This is a genomic window from Planosporangium thailandense (assembly GCF_011947195.1).
Taxonomy (GTDB): Bacteria; Actinomycetota; Actinomycetes; order Mycobacteriales; family Micromonosporaceae; genus Planosporangium; species Planosporangium thailandense.
The window spans coordinates 1-17735 of the sequence record NZ_JAATVY010000029.1; the positions used below are offsets into that span (position 1 = coordinate 1).

16 protein-coding genes, 1 tRNA gene and 1 pseudogene are annotated in these 17735 nt (G+C 70.4%); 13 read left to right on the plus strand and 5 right to left on the minus strand.

Going from position 1 to position 17735, the window contains the following annotated elements:
• Positions 1-203: 203 nt before the first annotated feature.
• A pseudogene (locus HC031_RS34105) lies at positions 204-353 on the plus strand (integrase); the annotation flags it as partial.
• Here HC031_RS34105 and HC031_RS26980 read toward each other — a convergent pair.
• Both HC031_RS26980 and HC031_RS26985 read right to left on the minus strand, forming a co-directional pair.
• On the minus strand, positions 320-1150 hold the full coding sequence (locus HC031_RS26980; RefSeq protein ID WP_167928247.1) for a hypothetical protein: 831 nt from the start codon (positions 1148-1150) through the stop codon (positions 320-322). The pseudogene HC031_RS34105 and the gene HC031_RS26980 sit on opposite strands and share 34 nt — an antisense overlap.
• A 301-nt stretch (positions 1151-1451) precedes the next feature.
• Positions 1452-1526: transfer RNA gene (locus tag HC031_RS26985), tRNA-Arg, on the minus strand.
• 193 nt (positions 1527-1719) lie between these two features.
• On the opposite strand from HC031_RS26985, the gene HC031_RS26990 reads away from it, so the two are divergent.
• Positions 1720-1857: a hypothetical protein gene (locus HC031_RS26990; protein WP_167928248.1), complete on the plus strand. Its 138-nt coding sequence runs from the start codon at positions 1720-1722 to the stop codon at positions 1855-1857.
• 55 nt (positions 1858-1912) lie between these two features.
• On the opposite strand, the gene HC031_RS26995 is transcribed toward HC031_RS26990, so the two are convergent.
• Complete coding sequence (locus HC031_RS26995; RefSeq protein ID WP_167928249.1) at positions 1913-2551, minus strand: DUF305 domain-containing protein; 639 nt, start codon at positions 2549-2551, stop codon at positions 1913-1915.
• Positions 2551-3504: a DUF3105 domain-containing protein gene (locus tag HC031_RS27000; protein ID WP_167928250.1), complete on the minus strand. Its 954-nt coding sequence runs from the start codon at positions 3502-3504 to the stop codon at positions 2551-2553. Before HC031_RS27000 ends, HC031_RS26995 begins: the two co-directional genes overlap by 1 nt.
• A gap of 121 nt (positions 3505-3625) precedes the next feature.
• Between HC031_RS27000 and argS the strand changes: the two genes are divergently transcribed.
• The 9 genes from argS (at position 3626) to HC031_RS27045 (ending at position 14551) form a co-directional block, all read left to right on the plus strand.
• Positions 3626-5278 carry an arginine--tRNA ligase gene (argS, locus tag HC031_RS27005; RefSeq protein WP_167928251.1) on the plus strand — a complete coding sequence of 551 codons (1653 nt, stop codon included), beginning with the start codon at positions 3626-3628 and terminating at the stop codon, positions 5276-5278.
• A 6-nt stretch (positions 5279-5284) separates the two neighbouring features.
• Positions 5285-6670, plus strand: a complete 1386-nt coding sequence (lysA, locus tag HC031_RS27010; RefSeq protein WP_167928252.1) for a diaminopimelate decarboxylase — start codon at positions 5285-5287, stop codon at positions 6668-6670.
• Positions 6671-6672: 2 nt separating this feature from the next.
• On the plus strand, positions 6673-7956 hold the full coding sequence (locus tag HC031_RS27015) for a homoserine dehydrogenase (protein WP_167928253.1): 1284 nt from the start codon (positions 6673-6675) through the stop codon (positions 7954-7956).
• Between the two features lie 2 nt (positions 7957-7958).
• Complete coding sequence (thrC, locus tag HC031_RS27020) at positions 7959-9008, plus strand: threonine synthase (protein ID WP_167928254.1); 1050 nt, start codon at positions 7959-7961, stop codon at positions 9006-9008.
• A gap of 139 nt (positions 9009-9147) precedes the next feature.
• The gene (thrB, locus tag HC031_RS27025; protein WP_167928255.1) at positions 9148-10098 is read left to right on the plus strand and encodes a homoserine kinase; all 951 of its coding nucleotides are present in this window, start codon (positions 9148-9150) and stop codon (positions 10096-10098) included.
• Between the two features lie 279 nt (positions 10099-10377).
• Positions 10378-12492: a transcription termination factor Rho gene (gene rho / locus HC031_RS27030; RefSeq protein WP_167928256.1), complete on the plus strand. Its 2115-nt coding sequence runs from the start codon at positions 10378-10380 to the stop codon at positions 12490-12492.
• A 261-nt stretch (positions 12493-12753) separates the two neighbouring features.
• The gene (gene rpmE / locus HC031_RS27035; RefSeq protein WP_167928257.1) at positions 12754-12981 is read left to right on the plus strand and encodes a 50S ribosomal protein L31; all 228 of its coding nucleotides are present in this window, start codon (positions 12754-12756) and stop codon (positions 12979-12981) included.
• 103 nt (positions 12982-13084) lie between these two features.
• The gene (gene prfA / locus HC031_RS27040) at positions 13085-14173 is read left to right on the plus strand and encodes a peptide chain release factor 1 (protein ID WP_167928258.1); all 1089 of its coding nucleotides are present in this window, start codon (positions 13085-13087) and stop codon (positions 14171-14173) included.
• A gap of 147 nt (positions 14174-14320) precedes the next feature.
• Positions 14321-14551, plus strand: coding sequence for a hypothetical protein (locus HC031_RS27045; protein ID WP_167928259.1), 231 nt, complete (start codon positions 14321-14323; stop codon positions 14549-14551).
• 67 nt (positions 14552-14618) lie between these two features.
• On the opposite strand, the gene HC031_RS34110 is transcribed toward HC031_RS27045, so the two are convergent.
• Entirely contained in the window at positions 14619-16148 is a 1530-nt protein-coding gene (locus HC031_RS34110) for a GGDEF domain-containing protein (protein WP_338090854.1), read from the minus strand.
• 69 nt (positions 16149-16217) lie between these two features.
• Between HC031_RS34110 and prmC the strand changes: the two genes are divergently transcribed.
• Both prmC and HC031_RS27060 read left to right on the plus strand, forming a co-directional pair.
• Positions 16218-17090: a peptide chain release factor N(5)-glutamine methyltransferase gene (gene prmC, locus HC031_RS27055; RefSeq protein ID WP_167928261.1), complete on the plus strand. Its 873-nt coding sequence runs from the start codon at positions 16218-16220 to the stop codon at positions 17088-17090.
• Positions 17090-17731, plus strand: coding sequence for an L-threonylcarbamoyladenylate synthase (locus HC031_RS27060; protein WP_167928312.1), 642 nt, complete (start codon positions 17090-17092; stop codon positions 17729-17731). Before prmC ends, HC031_RS27060 begins: the two co-directional genes overlap by 1 nt.
• Positions 17732-17735 lie beyond the last annotated feature (4 nt).

A 17735-nucleotide genomic window follows, 5' to 3' on the forward strand; every position in this document is an offset into this window, starting at 1 on the left:
GGCCGCCGGCACCCACCGGTTCACCTTCACCGTCGCCGGTGATCCGACCACCCACACGGTCACCGTGAGAATCCGATAGCACACCACCCCGGGGGGGATGGGATGGGCCGGTCCGCGCGGACCGGCCCACTCCCGTTCCGGGCCAGCGGCTCAGCGCCCGCGGTGGCGCACCCGGGACTTCGCACGACGTACCTGACGACGATGCTCGGCGGCCGTACGACCTCCGGCACGCGGCTGTGTCCACCTGGCTCAACCGGGGAGTGCCGCCCACCGACGTCGCCGAGTTGGCCGGGCAGTCGGTGGAAATCCTCTTCAGGATCTACGCGAAGTCGGGGCTTCCGGGCCAGCCATAGCGCCGTTGATCCGAGGGCGGCTCGCCGGTGAGCGCCCAGCGCAAACGATCATGTCCTTCCTGGGTACCGATCTCCGCCCGGCACTGCGGATATGCAACGTAATAGGCAATTGAGGCACCGAGGAAGCGCGGGTCGACCGCGTCTGCGCTGATCCGACGACGGCCAAAGAACAGGCCGTGACGGCGCACGAGCTCCGGCCGGGCGTAGGTGAGTAACAGTGAACTGAACGACGACGAAAACGGCGAACGCAACATCGGGTAGCCGGGTGCCAGCGCTTCCCACGGCACAATCAGTTTCCCGAACGGGGATCGGTCGATTAGGCCGTCAGGGCGCAGTTGCACGTAGAAGGCGCTGCGCCACACCGCAACAAGCCATCCCGCCGCCAACAGGACGTACAGGCCGGTCATTGCGACCGTTATGCCGCTCATGACCAGTAAGATCGGATCGCCGCGCGTTGCGCCCCGCGAAGCCGGGTCGAGTCTCATTGCGACCTGACTACCAGCAAAGAGAACCGCTCCGATGGCGAAGTAGATCTGCCGGACATTGGGCAACGTGCGGAACGAGCGCGTGCATGGGTCAACGGTGAACGTTGCCGGCTGGGGCAACGTAGCCACGGCCAAGCAGAGCACCCACGAGGCCAGTGCTAGGAGAGTGGGCACGCCGATCAGCGCAAACCCGATGAAGCTCGCCGATCGCATCTGTAGTCCGATCCATGGGCAGCCCACGGCCAGGGCGACAGCCATGCTGAGTATCAGGCGTCGGTGCCGGACCGCCCCGGTAGCCATCGCGGAGAGCATTGCGGGAGCGTAGGGGCACGACGATGGCCAGTCTGTCCACTGATCGTGCTAACCGTCGTTGGGCAGATCGTCAGTTTCGGCCGGAACACGGTGGCTCGTTCATCGTCGGCTTCCCGGACACGCGTCCTCTGCCCACACGTCGCCGCCTACTGATCTCGCTGCGAACCTGGGCGCGTATAGGGCGTGGACGCCCGATCATGGCCGGATCGAGCCGGTGACAACCGGACATACGAACAAGGCCGCTGACCGGCTTCGTGCTGGTCAGCGGCCTTGTTTTGGCATTTGGATCGAAATTCGATCTTGGTGCCCCCGGCAGGATTCGAACCTGCGCACCCGCCTCCGGAGGGCGGTGCTCTATCCCCTGAGCTACGGGGGCCCTTGCGACCAGAGAAGACTAGCAGAGACGCCGAGGGACCTGCGCGCCGGATCTCGGCGCGTCGCCACGTGCCGTGTATATACCGGAATGGGCGGTTCACAGCAACGAATCCTGGCTGTTCGGCGGACTTTGCCGCGCCACCCGGGACGGGCAGGATCTTCGCTTGCAACCAACCTGCACCCGGGAGGCAACCATGACGAGCTACCGCATCGCCGCAGTCGCGGCGGTCAGTAGCGCGAACGCGGCCCTCTCGAACCTTCTGTACGCGCAGGCGGTCGACCGTAAGTCGCGCAAGGCGCCGCCAGCTCCCAAGAACCAGGAACGGAAGTGAACCTTGGGGAGTTCGACATCGAATACGGCGTCAAACTCCCCAAGATCGGGAACGTCTACTGAAGCGGCTTGGCTCCCATGCTGGTCAGCAGGTTGGTGAAGATCGTGATCTCGGTCTGCTGACCGGACTTGATCGACTCGGCGAGCGAGGTCACGTCCGGGTTGTGGCTGAGCTTCAGGATCGCGTCGGCCATGTGGATGCCGCCGAGGTGGTGGCGGATCATCAGCTGGCAGAACAGGATGTCGAAGTCCTTGCCCGTCACCGTGTTGAGCTTGGTCAGCTCCGCGTCGGAGGCCATGCCCGGCATGCGGCCGTCCGGGGTCAGTTCCTTGTCGCCGCCGGGCATCCAGGCCATCGGCGCCTGGTCACCTGAGCGGCTCACGTGCCACTTGTCCAGCCAGGCCTTCATCGTGCCGATCTGACCCTGCTGGGTGAGGGCGATGTCGTACCCCTCGTGGCGCACCTCGGCGTTCGTGGCCCGCTGGTACGCGAGCATCCCCATCTCGACGGCCTGCGCGTGGTGCAGCGACATGTCCCGGGCGAAGCCGGCCTCGGGGGAGTCCTCACCCGGCGCGTAGAGCCCGGCGGAGACGACGCCGGCGGCGTACGCGAGAACCAGCGCCACCACCGCGGCGAGCCCGGCCAGCAGTAGCCGGACCCGCCGCGACGACGGCAGGATCGACGAGACCGGCATCAGCCGGTGCCGCCGGGAGCGGTCCCGCCGGGAGCCGTCCCGCCGGGCATGCCGGCCTGGCCGCCGGATGCGGTGTTGGGGTCGAGGTCATGCGGCGTGGTGCCGGTCTCGGTGATGTACGCGCCGGACGAGCAGGTCGAGTTGGGTTCGCGGGCGGAGACCTCGCGCAGGGCCTTGATGAAGTCGTCGATACGCGGGTCGCTGGCCTTGTCGACCTTGAGCTGGTAGCCCCACGTCTGCACGGAGATCGGCTTGTCCAGCCCCGGGAACGGGCTCATGAGCATGAAGTCGTGGCCCTTGACCTTCTTGGCCAGCTCGTCCACCTGCGACTTGGGCAGATCAGGACGGTACGTGACCCAGATGGCCCCGTGCTCCTCGCTGTGGACGGCGTGCTCGTTGGCGATCGGCGCGTCGTAGACGTCGCCGAGGCAGCGCTGCCAGTTGTTGTTGTGGGTGCCGCCGACCGGGGGAAGCACCGAGTACTTGAGAGGGCCGCTCTCGTGCTGCTGGTAATCCAGCATCTTGGGGTTGGACTTGCGGTAGTTGATGATCCCGGGGATCTTCGCCGCCCGATCCTCCCAGGTCAGGCCGTTCTGGTACACCTGGTAGCCGCCGAAGCCGACGATGCCCAGCGCGATGACGCCCACCAGGCCGAACAGGGCGATCGGGCCCCAGTTGCGCCCCTGGTTGACCTTCACCGGAGTCACCGGTCGGCGGGGGCCGCCCGGTCCGCCCTTCTTGGCGGCGCCGGCCTTGGCGGCGCCGGCCTTGGCGGCAGCCGGCTTGGTCGCACCCGACTTCGCGGCGCCTGACTTGGCCGCGTTCGACGTGGCCGAACCGCCGCTCCGGGCCGCCGATCCGGACTTTTCACCCGGGTTGTCCTTGGGCTTACCGCCCGGCTTCGTGCTCGACGGACGGCGGGTCCCGCCGCCGTGCTGGGTACTCATGCTCATGGGGCCTCGTCACGTAGGGTGATCAGGAATATCGGTCCCGGGGCGGGCCGGCGTCCCGCATTCTGACCAGTACCTCGGGTCGCCGCCAGATCGACGAGTCTACCCTGGATAGCATTACTCGGTGACTCCCGCCGACCTTGCTGCCGCAATCCTCGACGCCGCCCGTGCCGTCCTGACCGAGCGCGGGCTCGACGCGTCCGTTCTGCCCGGCTCCACCAGCGTCGAGCGACCGCGTAACCCAGAGCACGGCGACTACGCCTCGACGCTCGCTCTCCAGGTGGCGAAGAAGGTCGGCGCCAATCCGCGTGAACTGGCCACGGCGATCGCCGGTCAGCTCGAGCGCGTCGACGGCGTGAAGGCCGCCGAGGTCGCCGGTCCGGGCTTCCTCAACATCCGGCTCGACCCGGCCGCCGCGGGGCGGCTGGCCCGCGTCGTGGTCGAGGCCGGTCACGGGTACGGGCGCAGCACGACCCTGGCCGGCGAGCGCATCAACCTCGAGTTCGTGTCGGCGAACCCGACCGGGCCGATCCACATCGGCGGCGTGCGCTGGGCCGCGGTGGGTGACGCGCTGGCCCGGCTGCTGCGCGCGGTCGGCGCCGAGGTGGGCACCGAGTACTACTTCAACGACGCCGGCGCGCAGATCGACCGGTTCGCGAAGTCGCTGCTGGCCGCCGCGAAGGGTGAGCCGACCCCGGAGGACGGCTACGGCGGCGCGTACATCAACGACATCGCCCGGGCGGTCCTGGCCAAGCGCCCCGACACGCTGACCACGCCCGACCCGCAGGAGATCTTCCGGGTCGAGGGCATCGCGCTGATGTTCAACGAGATCAAGGAGTCGCTCGCCGAGTTCGGCGTGCGCTTCGACCGGTACTTCAACGAGAAGGACCTGCACGACCGGGGTGAGCTGGACACGGCGCTGGACCGGCTGCGCGAGCAGGGCCACGTCTACGAGGCCGAGGGCGCCACCTGGCTGCGTACCACCGAGTTCGGCGACGACAAGGACCGGGTACTGCGCAAGTCCGATGGCTCGTGGACGTATTTCGCCGCCGACTGCGCCTACTACCTGGACAAGCGCGAGCGGGGCTTCGACCGGGCCGTGCTCATGCTCGGCGCCGACCACCACGGCTACATCGGCCGGATGAAGGCGATGGCGGCGTGCTTCGGCGACGACCCCGACCGCAACCTGGAGATCCTGATCGGCCAGATGGTCAACCTCGTACGGGAGGGCCAGCCGGTGCGGATGAGCAAGCGCGCCGGCACGGTGGTGACCATGGAGGACCTGGTCGACGCGATCGGTGTGGACGCCGCCCGGTACGCCCTCGCCCGGTACTCGGTCGACTCGCCGATCGACATCGACCTCGACCTGTGGACCCGGCGCAGCAACGACAACCCGGTGTTCTACGTGCAGTACGCGCACGCCCGGATCGCGAGCCTGCTGCGCAACGCCGCCGAGCTGGGCATCACCCGCGGTGACGACTTCGACCCCGGGCTGCTCAGCCACGAGCGGGAAAACGATCTCCTCAAGGCGCTGGGCGAGTTCCCCGGCATCGTGGCGAGCGCCGCTGAGCTGCGCGAACCCCACCGGGTCGCGCGCTACCTTGAAGAGCTGGCGACCGCCTACCACAAGTTCTACGAGGCGTGCCGGGTCCTGCCGCGCGGTGACGAAGAGGCCACCGACCTGACCAGGGCGCGGCTGTGGCTGGTCGAGGCGACCCGGACGGTGTTCGCCAACGGTCTGGATCTACTGGGTGTCACCGCACCGGAACGGATGTAACTACCCATGCGCGCACACGAGGCGGGGGCGCTCCACGCCGACATCGGCTACCGCGGGCCGGCCTGGCTGCACGTACCGGAGGACGTCAACGCCCTCATGCCGCAGCTGTGGCCGCGGACGGTGCGCCGCGCCGGCACCGGCGCCCTGACGGTGGGCGGCGTCGACGTACAGGAACTGGCCGAGGAGTACGGCACCCCCGCGTACGTGCTCGACGAGGCCGACTTCCGGGCCCGCTGCCGGGAGTTCGCGGCGGCGTTCGCAGACTGTGACGTGTACTACGCCGGCAAGTCGTTCCTGTGCCGGGCGGTGGTGCGCATCGTCGCCGAGGAGGGGCTCTTCCTCGACGTGTGCTCCGGCGGTGAGCTGGCGGTCGCCCTCGCCGCGGGCATGCCGCCCGAGCGCCTGGGCTTCCACGGCAACAACAAGTCGGTCGCGGAGCTCACGCGCGCGGTCGAGGCCGGGGTCGGCCGCATCATCGTGGACTCGTTCCACGAGATCGACCGGTTGTCCGCCATCGCGCGCGAGCGCGGCGTCCGGCCCTCGGTGCTGATCCGGGTGACCGTGGGGGTGGAGGCGCACACCCACGAGTACATCGCGACCGCGCACGAGGACCAGAAGTTCGGCTTCTCGCTCGCCGGTGGCGCCGCGCTCGCCGCCGCCCTCAAGATCATTGACGAGGACGTGCTCGAGCTGCGCGGTCTGCACTCGCACATCGGCTCGCAGATCTTCGACACCGGCGGGTTCGAGGTGTCGGCGCGCCGCGTGCTGGGCCTGCACGCGCAGATCCGGGACGCGCGCGGGGTCGAACTGCCCGAGCTCGATCTGGGCGGCGGCTTCGGTATCGCGTACACCAGCCAGGACGACCCGAGCGAACCGGGCGAGCTGGCCAAGCGTCTTGTCAAGATCGTCGAGGACGAGTGCGAGCTGGCGACGCTCGCCGTGCCGCGGCTGTCGATCGAGCCCGGCCGGGCGATCGTGGGCCCGGCGATGTTCACGCTGTACGAGGTCGGCACCGTCAAGGACGTGGACGGGATCCGCAGCTACGTAAGCGTCGACGGCGGGATGAGCGACAACATCCGTACGGCCCTCTACGACGCGTCGTACTCGGCCACGGTCGCGAGTCGCACCTCAACTGCACCCCCGATGCTTGCCCGTGTTGTGGGAAAACATTGTGAGGCCGGGGATATCGTCGTGAAGGATGAATTCCTGCCCGCTGACGTGCGGCCGGGAGATCTTCTCGCCGTGCCGGGCACGGGGGCGTACTGCCGCAGTATGGCGAGCAACTACAACCACGTGCCGCGGCCGCCGGTGGTGGCTGTCGCCGACGGCGCCGCCCGCGTGGTCGTCCGGCGGGAGACAGAGGACGACCTTCTCGCGTTGGACATGGGGTGAGCATGAATCCGGTCAGGATTGCGGTTCTCGGTTGCGGCACCGTGGGCACCGAGGTGGTGCGCCTGCTGCACGAACAGGCCGCCGACCTGACAGCCCGCATCGGCGCCCCGCTGCAGTTGGTGGGGGTGGCCGTACGCCGGCTCAGCCGCGACCGCGGTGACCTGCCCGTCGACCCCGACCTGTTCACGACCGACGCGCTCGGCCTGGTCAAGCGCGACGACGTCGACATCGTGGTCGAGGTGGTGGGCGGCATCGAGCCGGCGCGTACGTGGCTGGTCGAGGCGCTGCGCGCGGGCAAGAGCGTCGTGACCGCCAACAAGGCGCTGCTCGCCGAGGACGGCGCCACGCTGCACGCGGCGGCCGTGGACGGCCGCGCCGACCTGTACTACGAGGCGGCCGTCGCCGGCGCCATCCCGCTGCTGCGGCCGCTGCGCGAGTCGCTGCACGGCGACCGCATCACCCGGGTCACCGGCATCGTCAACGGCACCACCAACTTCATCCTCTCGTCCATGGACGAGACCGGCGTCGGGTTCTCCGAGGCGCTCGACCAGGCGACCGCGCTCGGGTACGCCGAGGCCGACCCCACCGCCGACGTCGAGGGCTTCGACGCCGCGGCGAAGGCGGCGATCCTCGCGTCGCTGGCCTTCCACACCCGGGTACGGGCGGCCGACGTGCACCGTGAGGGCATCACCGAGGTCAGCGCGGCGGACATGGCCAGCGCGAAGGCGATGGGCTGCACGATCAAGCTGCTGTGCATCACCGAGAGCTCGGGCGACGCGGTCAGCGTCCGCGTGCATCCGGCGATGATCCCGCGTACGCACCCGCTGGCCAGCGTCGGCGGCGCGTTCAACGCGGTGTTCGTGGAGGCGCAGGCCGCCGGTCAGCTGATGTTCTACGGCCAGGGTGCCGGCGGGGCCCCGACCGCGAGCGCGGTGCTCGGTGACATCGTGGCCGTCGCGCGCAACCGCCTGGCGGGGGTACGTGCCGCCAGCGAGTCCGCCTATGCCGACCTGCGGATCCGCCCGATCGGCGAGGCGACCACCCGCTACCACATCAGCCTGGACGTCGCCGACCGCGCCGGTGTGCTGGCCGCCGTGGCCGGCGTGTTCGCGGCGCACGGGGTGAGCATCGCCACCGTCCACCAGTCGGGGCGCGGCAACGAGGCCGTACTGGTGATCGTGACGCACCGTGCGACGGACGCGGCGCTCGCCGCGACCGTCGAAGAGCTGCGTGCCCTGGATATCGTCCGGTCTGTCGCCAGCGTCCTGCGCGTCGAGGGGGAGTAGCCATGTGGCGTGGATTGATCGAGCGTTACCGGGACCGCCTGCCGGTGTCCGAGTCGACGCCGGTCGTGACCCTGTTGGAGGGCAACACCCCGTTGGTGCCCGCGCCGGAGCTGTCCGATCGGACCGGCTGCGACGTGTACCTGAAGGTGGAGGGCGCCAACCCGACCGGTTCGTTCAAGGACCGCGGCATGACGATGGCTGTGTCCAAGGCCGTCGAGGCTGGGGCGAAGGCCGTGATCTGCGCCTCGACCGGCAACACCTCGGCGTCGGCGGCGGCGTACGCGGCCCGCGCCGGTCTCACCTGCGCCGTTCTCGTGCCGAGCGGCAAGATCGCAATGGGCAAGCTGGCCCAGGCCCTCGTGCACGGCGCGCGGCTGCTGCAGGTCGACGGCAACTTCGACGACTGCCTGGCGCTGGCGTCGAAGCTGTCCATCGACTATCCCGTGGCCCTGGTCAACTCGGTCAACCCGGACCGGCTACACGGGCAGAAGACCGCCTCGTTCGAGATCATCGAGGCGCTCGGCGACGCCCCCGACATCCACTGCCTGCCCGTCGGCAACGCCGGCAACATCACGGCGTACTGGATGGGCTACAACGAGGCGTTCGACGCCGGCGAGGCGACGCGTAAGCCGAAGATGTACGGCTTCCAGGCCTCCGGCGCCGCACCGATCGTGAACGGCGCGGTGGTACGCGAGCCGTCGACGATCGCCACCGCGATCCGGATCGGCAACCCGGCGTCGTGGACCAAGGCGGTCGACGCCCGTGACCAGTCCGGCGGGCTGATCCACGCGGTCAGCGACCGGGACATTCTCAACGCGTACCGGTTGCTGGCGCGCAAGGTCGGCGTCTTCGTCGAGCTGGGGAGCGCGGCGAGCGTCGCCGGGCTGCTGCAGTCGGCGCAGGCCGGCCTCGTACCGGCCGGTTCGACGATCGTGTGCACGGTGACCGGTCACGGCCTCAAGGACCCGGAGTGGGCGATCTCCACCGCCCCGTCCCCGACGACCATCCCGGCGGACGCTCTCGCCGCGGCCCGCGAGCTCGGCCTGGCCTGACCCGGTTCCATGATCCTGAAGGATTTGCCGTGCAGGAACACGGAAAATCCTTCAGGATCGTGGGGGATGGCGGGGCTGCGCCGCGCCGGTGTACCCGCGGTGAGCGGTGTTGTCGGAGCGGTTGCCTAGCATGTGCGGCATGGCGTTGCTGAGCGACCCGGTATGGGTCAGGGTGCCCGCGACCAGCGCGAATCTGGGGCCCGGCTTCGACGCGCTGGGGCTTGCGCTCGGGCGCTACGACGAGGTGACGGCCCGCGTGACCGCGGGCGGTGTCAGCGTGGAGGTGACCGGCGAGGGCGCTGGGCACCTGCCGACCGACGACAGCCACCTGGTGGTGCGTTCGATGATGGCCGTGTTCGACGAGCTGGGAGAGCGGCCGGCCGGGCTGGAGCTGCACTGCCTCAACCGCATTCCGCAGGCGCGCGGGCTCGGGTCGTCCTCGGCGGCCATCGTGGCGGGAATACTCGCCGCTCGGGCGCTTGTTGTGGATGGTGCAGCGCGGATGCCGGACGAGGCGGTGCTACGGTTCGCCGCCCGGCTGGAGGGTCATCCCGACAACGTCGCGCCCTGTCTGCTCGGCGGATTCACCATCGCCTGGACGCAGGACGACGGGGCGCGTGCGGTCCGTGAGGACCCGGCACCCGGGGTTCGTGCCGTGGTGTTCGTGCCGTCGGAGCAGGGCCTGACCGAGGTCGCTCGCGCGGCCCTGCCGGCCACCGTTCCGCACGCCGACGCGGCGTTCAACGCCGGCCGTTCGGCACTGTTGGTCCAAGCCCTGACCAGGTCGCCTGAGCTGCTTTTTCCCGCTACCGAAGACCGTCTGCACCAGCCGTACCGCGCGAGCGGGGCGCCGGCCAGTGCGGCCCTCGTGGCGCAGCTGCGCGCCGACGGCATCGCCGCCGTGGTGAGTGGCGCGGGACCGACGGTGCTCGCCTTCGTGCCCGACGGCTGGACACCGCCGCAGCTCGCCGATTGGCAGGTGTGGCCCCTTGACCTCGATACGAGGGGGGCGACAGTGACGATCGGCACGAGATCGGGTACTGTGGAACACGCCGAGCGGGACCCTGTTGCCGCAGGTTGGGCGGGTTGACTACGCTACCGGGGTAGCAGCCGTTTCAAGTGCGGCGATCTTGAGCGGGACGGCGTACCGCACATTCACCCGTGGCACCCCTTGCTGAAGCCTCGGCCGCCAACCGCAGCTTGTACAGATCGCTTGCGTTGGGCGGGGCCTGACCGCACCGGTGGCCCGGTCTCCGCACGGCTGCAAAGACTCCCGTAACGCCTATGCGAAGCGGGTGTATCCGCGGACCGTTCCGGCCGTTGTATCTCGACCCGGACAGTCCCCGGCCTTATCGAGGGAAGGAATCCATTGAGCGACACTACCGACGTGACGTCGGACGTCTCTGGCGACCGTTCGTCGGTCGTGGCCGAGACCGCTGAGCGCGCGACCGCGCCTCGCCGTCGACGCACCGGCAGCGGACTGTCCGCGATGCTGCTGCCCGAGTTGCAGAACCTGGCCTCGTCGCTCGGCATATCCGGTATCGCGCGCATGCGTAAGAGCGAGCTGGTTGCCGCCATTCAGGAAAAGCAGAGCGGTGACGCGCGGACGTCCGGCGTCCGTGGCGAGGTCGCCGCTCGCGCGGAAGCACCCCGTGCCGCCGTGCGTGCCGAGGTGCGCGCCGACGAGTCGGGCGACACCGCCGAGCGCGCGCCGCGCCGGGCGACCCGGCCGGCGGGACCGCCCGAGTCGCGCGCGGTCAGCGAGAACACCGTCGAGCGGGCCGACACGGGCGCCCGCGTCGAGACCACCGAGCGCACCGACCTCACCGAGCGCCGCGAGGACGCCGGCGAGCGCCCGGAGCGCGCCAACCGCAGAGAGCGCACCGACCGGGCCGAGCGGCCCGACCGCGGCGAGCGCACCGAGCGGTCCGACCGCGGCGAGCGCGGCGAGCGCACCGACCGCGGCGAGCGCACCGACCGGGGTGAGCGGGCCGACCGGGGTGAGCGGGCCGAGCGGTCCGACCGTGGTGAGCGTGCCGACCGGGGTGAGCGGGCCGAGCGGGCCGAGCGTGCCGACCGCGGCGAGCGCGGTGAGCGCACCGACCGCGGTGAGCGGTCCGAGAGCGGCGAGCGCGCCGAGCGGGGCGATCGCGGCGGGCGCAACGGGCGTACCGACGACCGGGGTGGCCGGGGCGACGGCAACGTCCGCACCGACAACCGCAACGACGCCCGTTCCGACGAGGACGACGACGAGGGCGGCGGCCGGCGCGGCCGGCGTAGCCGCTTCCGTGACCGGCGGCGTGGCCGTGGCGAGCGCGGCGGTGAGGGCGGCGAGCCGCAGACCAGCGAGGACGACGTTCTCGTACCGGTCGCCGGCATCCTCGACGTGCTCGAAAACTACGGCTTCATCCGTACCACCGGCTACCTGGCCGGCCCCAACGATGTCTACGTCTCGATGTCGCAGGTCAAGAAGTACGGCCTGCGGCGCGGTGACGCGGTCACCGGCGCGGTCCGCCAGGCCCGCGACGGTGAGCAGCGCCGGGACAAGTACAACCCGCTGGTCCGGCTGGACACGATCAACGGGATGGAGCCCGAGGAGGCGCGCCGTCGGCCGGAGTTCTACAAGCTGACGCCGCTGTACCCGCAGGAGCGGCTGCGGCTGGAGACCGAGCCGCAGATCCTGACGACGCGGGTCATCGATCTGGTGATGCCGATCGGCAAGGGGCAGCGGGCGCTGGTCGTCTCGCCGCCGAAGGCCGGTAAGACGATGGTGCTGCAGTCGATCGCGAACGCGATCACCCGCAACAACCCGGAGTGCCACCTGATGGTGGTGCTGGTCGACGAGCGTCCCGAAGAGGTCACCGACATGCAGCGGTCGGTGAAGGGCGAGGTCATCGCCTCGACGTTCGACCGGCCGCCGGGCGACCACACCATGGTCGCCGAGCTGGCGATCGAGCGGGCCAAGCGCCTCGTCGAGCTGGGCCACGACGTGATCGTGCTGCTCGACTCGATCACCCGGCTGGGTCGGGCGTACAACCTCGAAGCCAAGGTCAGCGGCCGGATCCTGTCCGGTGGTATCGACTCGACGGCGCTGTACCCGCCGAAGCGGTTCCTCGGCGCGGCCCGCAACATCGAGAACGGCGGCTCGCTGACGATCATCGCCACCGCGCTGGTCGAGACCGGTTCCATGATGGACACGGTCATCTTCGAGGAGTTCAAGGGCACGGGTAACGCCGAGCTCAAGCTCGACCGCAAGATCGCTGACAAGCGGGTCTTCCCGGCGATCGACATCGACGCGTCCGGTACCCGTAAGGAAGAGATCCTGATGGCGCCGGAAGAGCTCGTGATCGTGCACAAACTGCGCAAGGTGCTCCACGCGCTCGACTCGCAGCAGGCGCTCGACCTGCTGTTGGACCGGCTCAAGAAGACCCGGACCAACATCGAGTTCCTGATGCAGATCGCCCAGTCCACGCCGGGCGAGTAGCGGCACCTACCCGTCGGAGGCGGCCGGGCGACGACCCGGCCGCCTCCGCGCGGGAATGCCGGGGTCAGCCCCGGCGTTATCTGGAGATGGTGTGCTCAAGCGGGTAGGGCCGACCGCAGGGTCGCAGCCGGCATGGCACACTGGTACGTCGGCCAGGTACCGGTTCACGCCCGATCCGCCACCGGCGGTGGCAAAGGCAGCATCGCCCAGGCGGTGGTGTTGACGGCGACCCGGCGACCACTCACGGAAGGACCACCTGCTTTGAAGCCCAACGCTCACCCGCAGTACGACGTGACCCAGGTCACCTGCTCCTGCGGCAACACCTTCACGACCCGCAGCACCGCCAAGAACGGGCAGATCCACGTGGAGACGTGCAACGTGTGCCACCCGTTCTACACCGGCAAGCAGCGCGTGCTCGACACCGCTGGCCGGGTCGCGAAGTTCCAGCAGAAGTACGCCAAGGTTCAGGCCAAGAAGGCCGGCAAGTAGCTGCGCTGACGGCGCCCGTACCGCGCTGCCCCTCATCGGGGCCGCGGGCGGGCGCCGTCTTCGTATCCGCACGTGTCCGGGCCGGTCCACAGATAGGAAGACGATGAACAGCGAGCGCCTGGAGTCCCTCCTCGCCGAGTTCGCCGAGCTGGAGCAGCGCCTTGCCGACCCGGCCATCCACGCCGACCAGAACGCGGCCCGCAAGGTCGGTCGCAGGTACGCCGAGCTGACGCCGATCGCCAAGACGGCGACCGAGCTGAGCCAGGCCCGCGCCGATCTCGACGCCGCCCGGGAGCTGGCCGACGCCGACCCCGACTTCGCCGCCGAGGCGGCCGAGATCGAAGCGCGGCTGCCGGAGCTGGAGGAGCGGCTCGCCGAGCTGCTCATGCCGCGCGACCCCAGCGACGCCAAGGACGTGATCCTGGAGATCAAGGCCGGTGAGGGTGGCGAGGAGTCGGCGCTGTTCGCCGGCGACCTGCTGCGGATGTACCTGCGGTACGCCGAGCGGCGCGGCTGGGTCACCGAGGTGCTCGACTCGCAGGAGTCCGACCTCGGCGGGTACAAGGACGTCGCGGTAGCGATCAAGACGCGCGGGGTGCCCGACGGCGGCTACGGCGTCTGGTCCCGGCTGAAGTGGGAGGGCGGCGTCCACCGCGTCCAGCGGGTGCCCGTCACCGAGTCGCAGGGGCGCATCCACACCAGCGCCGCCGGTGTGCTGGTCACGCCGGAGGCCGAGGAGACCGAGGTCGAGATCGACCAGAACGACCTGCGGATCGACGTGTTCCGCTCGTCGGGCCCCGGCGGCCAGAGCGTCAACACGACCGACTCGGCCGTACGGATCACCCACCTCCCGACCGGGATCGTCGTCTCCTGCCAGAACGAGCGGTCGCAGCTGCAGAACAAGGACCGCGCGATGCGGATGCTGCGCGCCAAGTTGGCCCAGGTGGCGGAGGAGCAGGCCGCCGCGGCGGCGTCCGACGCGCGCAAGGCCCAGGTGCGCACCGTCGACCGGTCCGAGCGGATCCGCACGTACAACTTCCCGCAGAACCGGATTACCGACCACCGGATCGGGTACACCGCGTACAACCTGGACCTGGCGCTCGCCGGCGACCTCGACGGTGTTCTCGATGCGTTGACCGAGGCCGAGCGGCAGGCCCGTCTTGCGGGAGAAACCCAGCTGGTGCGCAAGTAGATCTTGCACAAAGCGGTGACGGTCATCGCCGCTGTCGATTGATGTCACCGTCACACTCCTGAAACTGGTATCGGGCAACATTGTGTCCGGTACGGTTTGATAGGCATCAGAATCCGCCAGGGGGAAACCGCAGTCATGTCTTCGCCGTTGCGAACCGCGCCAGTCGATATCACTGCCGCCCCGCGTGCCGTCATCAGCGCCACCGCCGGCCTGCTCTACAAGGTCGGCCGCTCCGTGCTCGGCGAGAGCCGGGTCCCGACGGCACAGGCCAACGCCTGGGAGGCCGTCTGCGCCGACCGCCAGCGGGCGCAGTCCCGGGCTGAGCTGGAGCGCTGGCTCGCCAGCGACCGACAGCGCCGCACCACGCCGGTTCGGTAAGAACCGGACATTCACGTACTGACGGGCAGCCGGAGCACCGGCTGCCCGTCATCGTATGTGCGCCCCCTCAGCAGGCGCGCGGCATCTCCTTCGCCTTGAGCATCTCGTGGTCGGCCGCCACGAACGCCTCGGCCACCGTGGTGATCGGACCCTCCTCGGAGATTCCGGCCCAGCCGATCGTCACGCTCACCGGCGTACCGGGCACGAGCGACTCCCAGTCCTCGCAGGACACCGCGGTGACGATCCGGCGGGCGATCTCGCTGGCCTCCTCCTGCGACGTCGTCGCCAGCACCACCACGAACTCGTCACCGCCGTAGCGGGCCACAAAGTCGTCGCGGCGCATCACCCGGCTCAGGACCGCCGCCACCCGCTGCAGCACCAGGTCGCCGGACAGGTGCCCGTGCACCGTGTTCACGGCCTTGAAACCGTCCAGATCGCACACGCCGAGCACGAGGGACTCGCCCTTGGCCATGAGCTGGTTCACGTAGTGCTCCAGCGCCCAGCGGTTGGGCAGCCCGGTCAGCGGGTCGGTGCTCGCGGCGCCCGCGTACCAGTCCGCGCGGCGGCGCAGCTCGTCATGGTCGACCCTGGCGGCCATACCCTCGACGAACAGGTCGCGCAGCTTCTCGTTGGACGCGCCCGCGATCCGGCACGCCTGCCGGTCGGCGTCGTACGCGGCGGCGAGGTCGCCGGCGGCCACGTACGCCAGCGCGCGCAGCCGGTGCCCCTCCGCCGCGCCCAGCGTCTCATCGGCGACCTCCGCCGTCTCCAGCCGGGCGAGGGCCTCGATCGGCCGGTGCTCGGCGATGGCCAGGCACACGGCGCCCAGCACCGCGAGGTCGTGGGCGGTGCCGGAGTCGTCGGCGGCCTGCAGCAGCGGCCGGGGATCCGAGTCGAGCATCGGCCCGTGACGGCCGAGCGCGGCCAACCGGGCGATCGCGTACCCGTACGCCCGGAGGCTGACCGGCCGCAGCAGCCCGAGCTCGCCGCCCAGCCGGCGCAGGCGAAGGTCCTGCACGACGTCGCGCAGGATGCGCGAGCAGCCCTCGGTGTCGCCGAACTGGTCCAGGGAGACCGCGTGCCGGACCCGGATGTCGGGGGCGGCGAAGAACCCGGGCGGCATGCCGAGCCCGGCGCCGATGGTGCGGGCGCGGGCGAGCGCGCCGAGAGCGTGGCCGTGGAAGCCCGCGTACGAGTAGGCCAGGGCGAGGTCGTGCCAGGCGCGGACGATCCCGGCGTCGGTCAGTTCGACGGCGTTGAGCGTGCGGGCCGACAGCACCAGGTGCCACACGCACGTCTCCAGCGAGCCGCTGTGCAGGCCGACCAGGGCGGCGAAGGCGTGCAGCAGCCCGACCCGAGCCGGCTCCGGGTAGGCGCGGGCGGCCTCGAACGCGGCGTCCATCGTCGCGCTGTACTCGTCGCCGCGCCGCAGGTTGATCAGCACGACGAGCTGCTCGGCCAGCGCGTCCGCCAGGTCGGGGCCGGTGGACGTCGCGAGAATCGGCTGGAGGATCCCGCCCGCCTCGGCGCATCTGCCGGCGAGCAGAAGATTGCGGACGTGTTCGAGCTCAGCGGCGCTCCCGACGCCAACGGCCACCCGTGGACCCCCCATCGCGTGTACGCAACGGTGCCCCATGATTATGGGGTGTCCCCGGCCCCTGACGACATGGAAGCAGAGCAGCCGATCGATTCATCGCGGGCGATCCGTGAAGCGGTGGCCGTTTTGTCGGCGGCGGGCGTACCCTCGCCGCGCGTCGACGCCGAGATCCTGACCGCCCACGTGCTCGGCGTGCCCCGGTCGAAGCTGCTCCTCGCGCCGGCTCTTGATCCGGCGCGGGCGGGGCGGCTGCGCGAGCTTGTCGCCGACCGCGCCCGGCGGGTACCGCTGCAGCACCTCACCGGCGTCGCACCGTTCCACCACGTCGACGTGGCGGTGGGGCCCGGGGTGTTCGTCCCGCGCCCCGAGACCGAACTGCTGGTCGAGTGGGGGCTGAGCGTGTTCGACCGCGAGGTCGTCGTCGACCTGTGCAGCGGCTCGGGGGCGATCGCCCTCGCGGTCGCCGCGGCGCGGCCCGCCGCGCGGGTGTACGCCGTCGAGCGCGACGCCGCTGCGCTGGAGTGGCTGCGCCGCAACGCCGAAAGCACCTCGGTACGCGTCGTGGCGGGCGATGTCACCGACCCCGACCTGCTCGCCGACCTGGACGGCGCCGTCGACCTGGTGCTGTGCAACCCGCCGTACGTGCCCGCCGGCACCCCGGTACCCGACGAGGTGGCCCGCTTCGACCCGTACCCGGCGGTTTTTTCGGGTCCGGACGGCCTGGACCTGATCCGAGAGCTGGTGCCCCGGGTCGCCCGGCTGCTGCGACCCGGCGGCTGGTTCGGGGTGGAGCACGACGACACCCACGGCGCAGCCGTGCCCGCGCTGCTGCGCGCCGACGGCCGCTTCGACGAGGTCAGCGACCACCGCGACCTGGCGGGGCGGCCGAGGTTCGCCACCGCCCGACGGGCGAAGACGGCCGTGGCAGACTACTCGTCGTGATGTTCTACGACTGCTCGAAGCCCGAGGAGCGCGAGCGGGGGATCGCCGCCGCCATCGAGGCCGTCCAGCGCGGTGACCTGGTCGTCATGCCGACCGACACGGTGTACGGCATCGGCGCCGACGCGTTCAAGACCTGGGCCGTGCGTTCGCTGCTCGACGCCAAGGGACGTGACAACGCCTCGCCGGTACTGGTCGGCTCGAAGCACACCCTCGACGGCCTCGTCTACACCCTGCCGTCGGCCGCCCGCGACCTGGTGGAGGCGTTCTGGCCGGGGGCGCTGACCATCGTCGTCGAGCACGCGCCCAGCCTGCAGTGGGACCTGGGCGCCGCCGGCACCGGGACGGTGGCGGTACGGATGCCGCTGCACCCCGTCGCGCTGGAGGTGCTGCGCCAGACCGGTCCGATGGCCGTGTCCAGCGCGAACAAGACCGGCCAGCCGCCCGCGATCACCGCCGAGGAGGCGCGCGAGCAGCTCGGGTACGCGGTGAGCGTCTACCTGGAGGCGGGGGAGTGCCCGGACCGGGTGCCGAGCACGATCGTCGACCTGACCTCGGACCGGCCCCGGGTGTTGCGCGCCGGCGCGATCCCGATCGAGAAGCTGCGCGAGGTCGTACCTGACATCGAGGACATCCAGCGCTGACGCC

Bases quoted from the DNA above. Each gene is read 5' to 3' on its own strand.
- HC031_RS26980 (WP_167928247.1), bottom strand. From the start codon at position 1,150: ATGCTCTCCGCGATGGCTACCGGGGCGGTCCGGCACCGACGCCTGATA.
- prmC (WP_167928261.1), top strand. From the start codon at position 16,218: ATGGAAGCAGAGCAGCCGATCGATTCATCGCGGGCGATCCGTGAAGCG.
- prfA (WP_167928258.1), top strand. From the start codon at position 13,085: ATGAACAGCGAGCGCCTGGAGTCCCTCCTCGCCGAGTTCGCCGAGCTG.
- lysA (WP_167928252.1), top strand. From the start codon at position 5,285: ATGCGCGCACACGAGGCGGGGGCGCTCCACGCCGACATCGGCTACCGC.
- HC031_RS27000 (WP_167928250.1), bottom strand. From the start codon at position 3,504: ATGAGCATGAGTACCCAGCACGGCGGCGGGACCCGCCGTCCGTCGAGC.
- HC031_RS26990 (WP_167928248.1), top strand. From the start codon at position 1,720: ATGACGAGCTACCGCATCGCCGCAGTCGCGGCGGTCAGTAGCGCGAAC.
- HC031_RS26995 (WP_167928249.1), bottom strand. From the start codon at position 2,551: ATGCCGGTCTCGTCGATCCTGCCGTCGTCGCGGCGGGTCCGGCTACTG.
- thrC (WP_167928254.1), top strand. From the start codon at position 7,959: ATGTGGCGTGGATTGATCGAGCGTTACCGGGACCGCCTGCCGGTGTCC.
- thrB (WP_167928255.1), top strand. From the start codon at position 9,148: ATGGCGTTGCTGAGCGACCCGGTATGGGTCAGGGTGCCCGCGACCAGC.
- HC031_RS27015 (WP_167928253.1), top strand. From the start codon at position 6,673: ATGAATCCGGTCAGGATTGCGGTTCTCGGTTGCGGCACCGTGGGCACC.
- HC031_RS27060 (WP_167928312.1), top strand. From the start codon at position 17,090: ATGTTCTACGACTGCTCGAAGCCCGAGGAGCGCGAGCGGGGGATCGCC.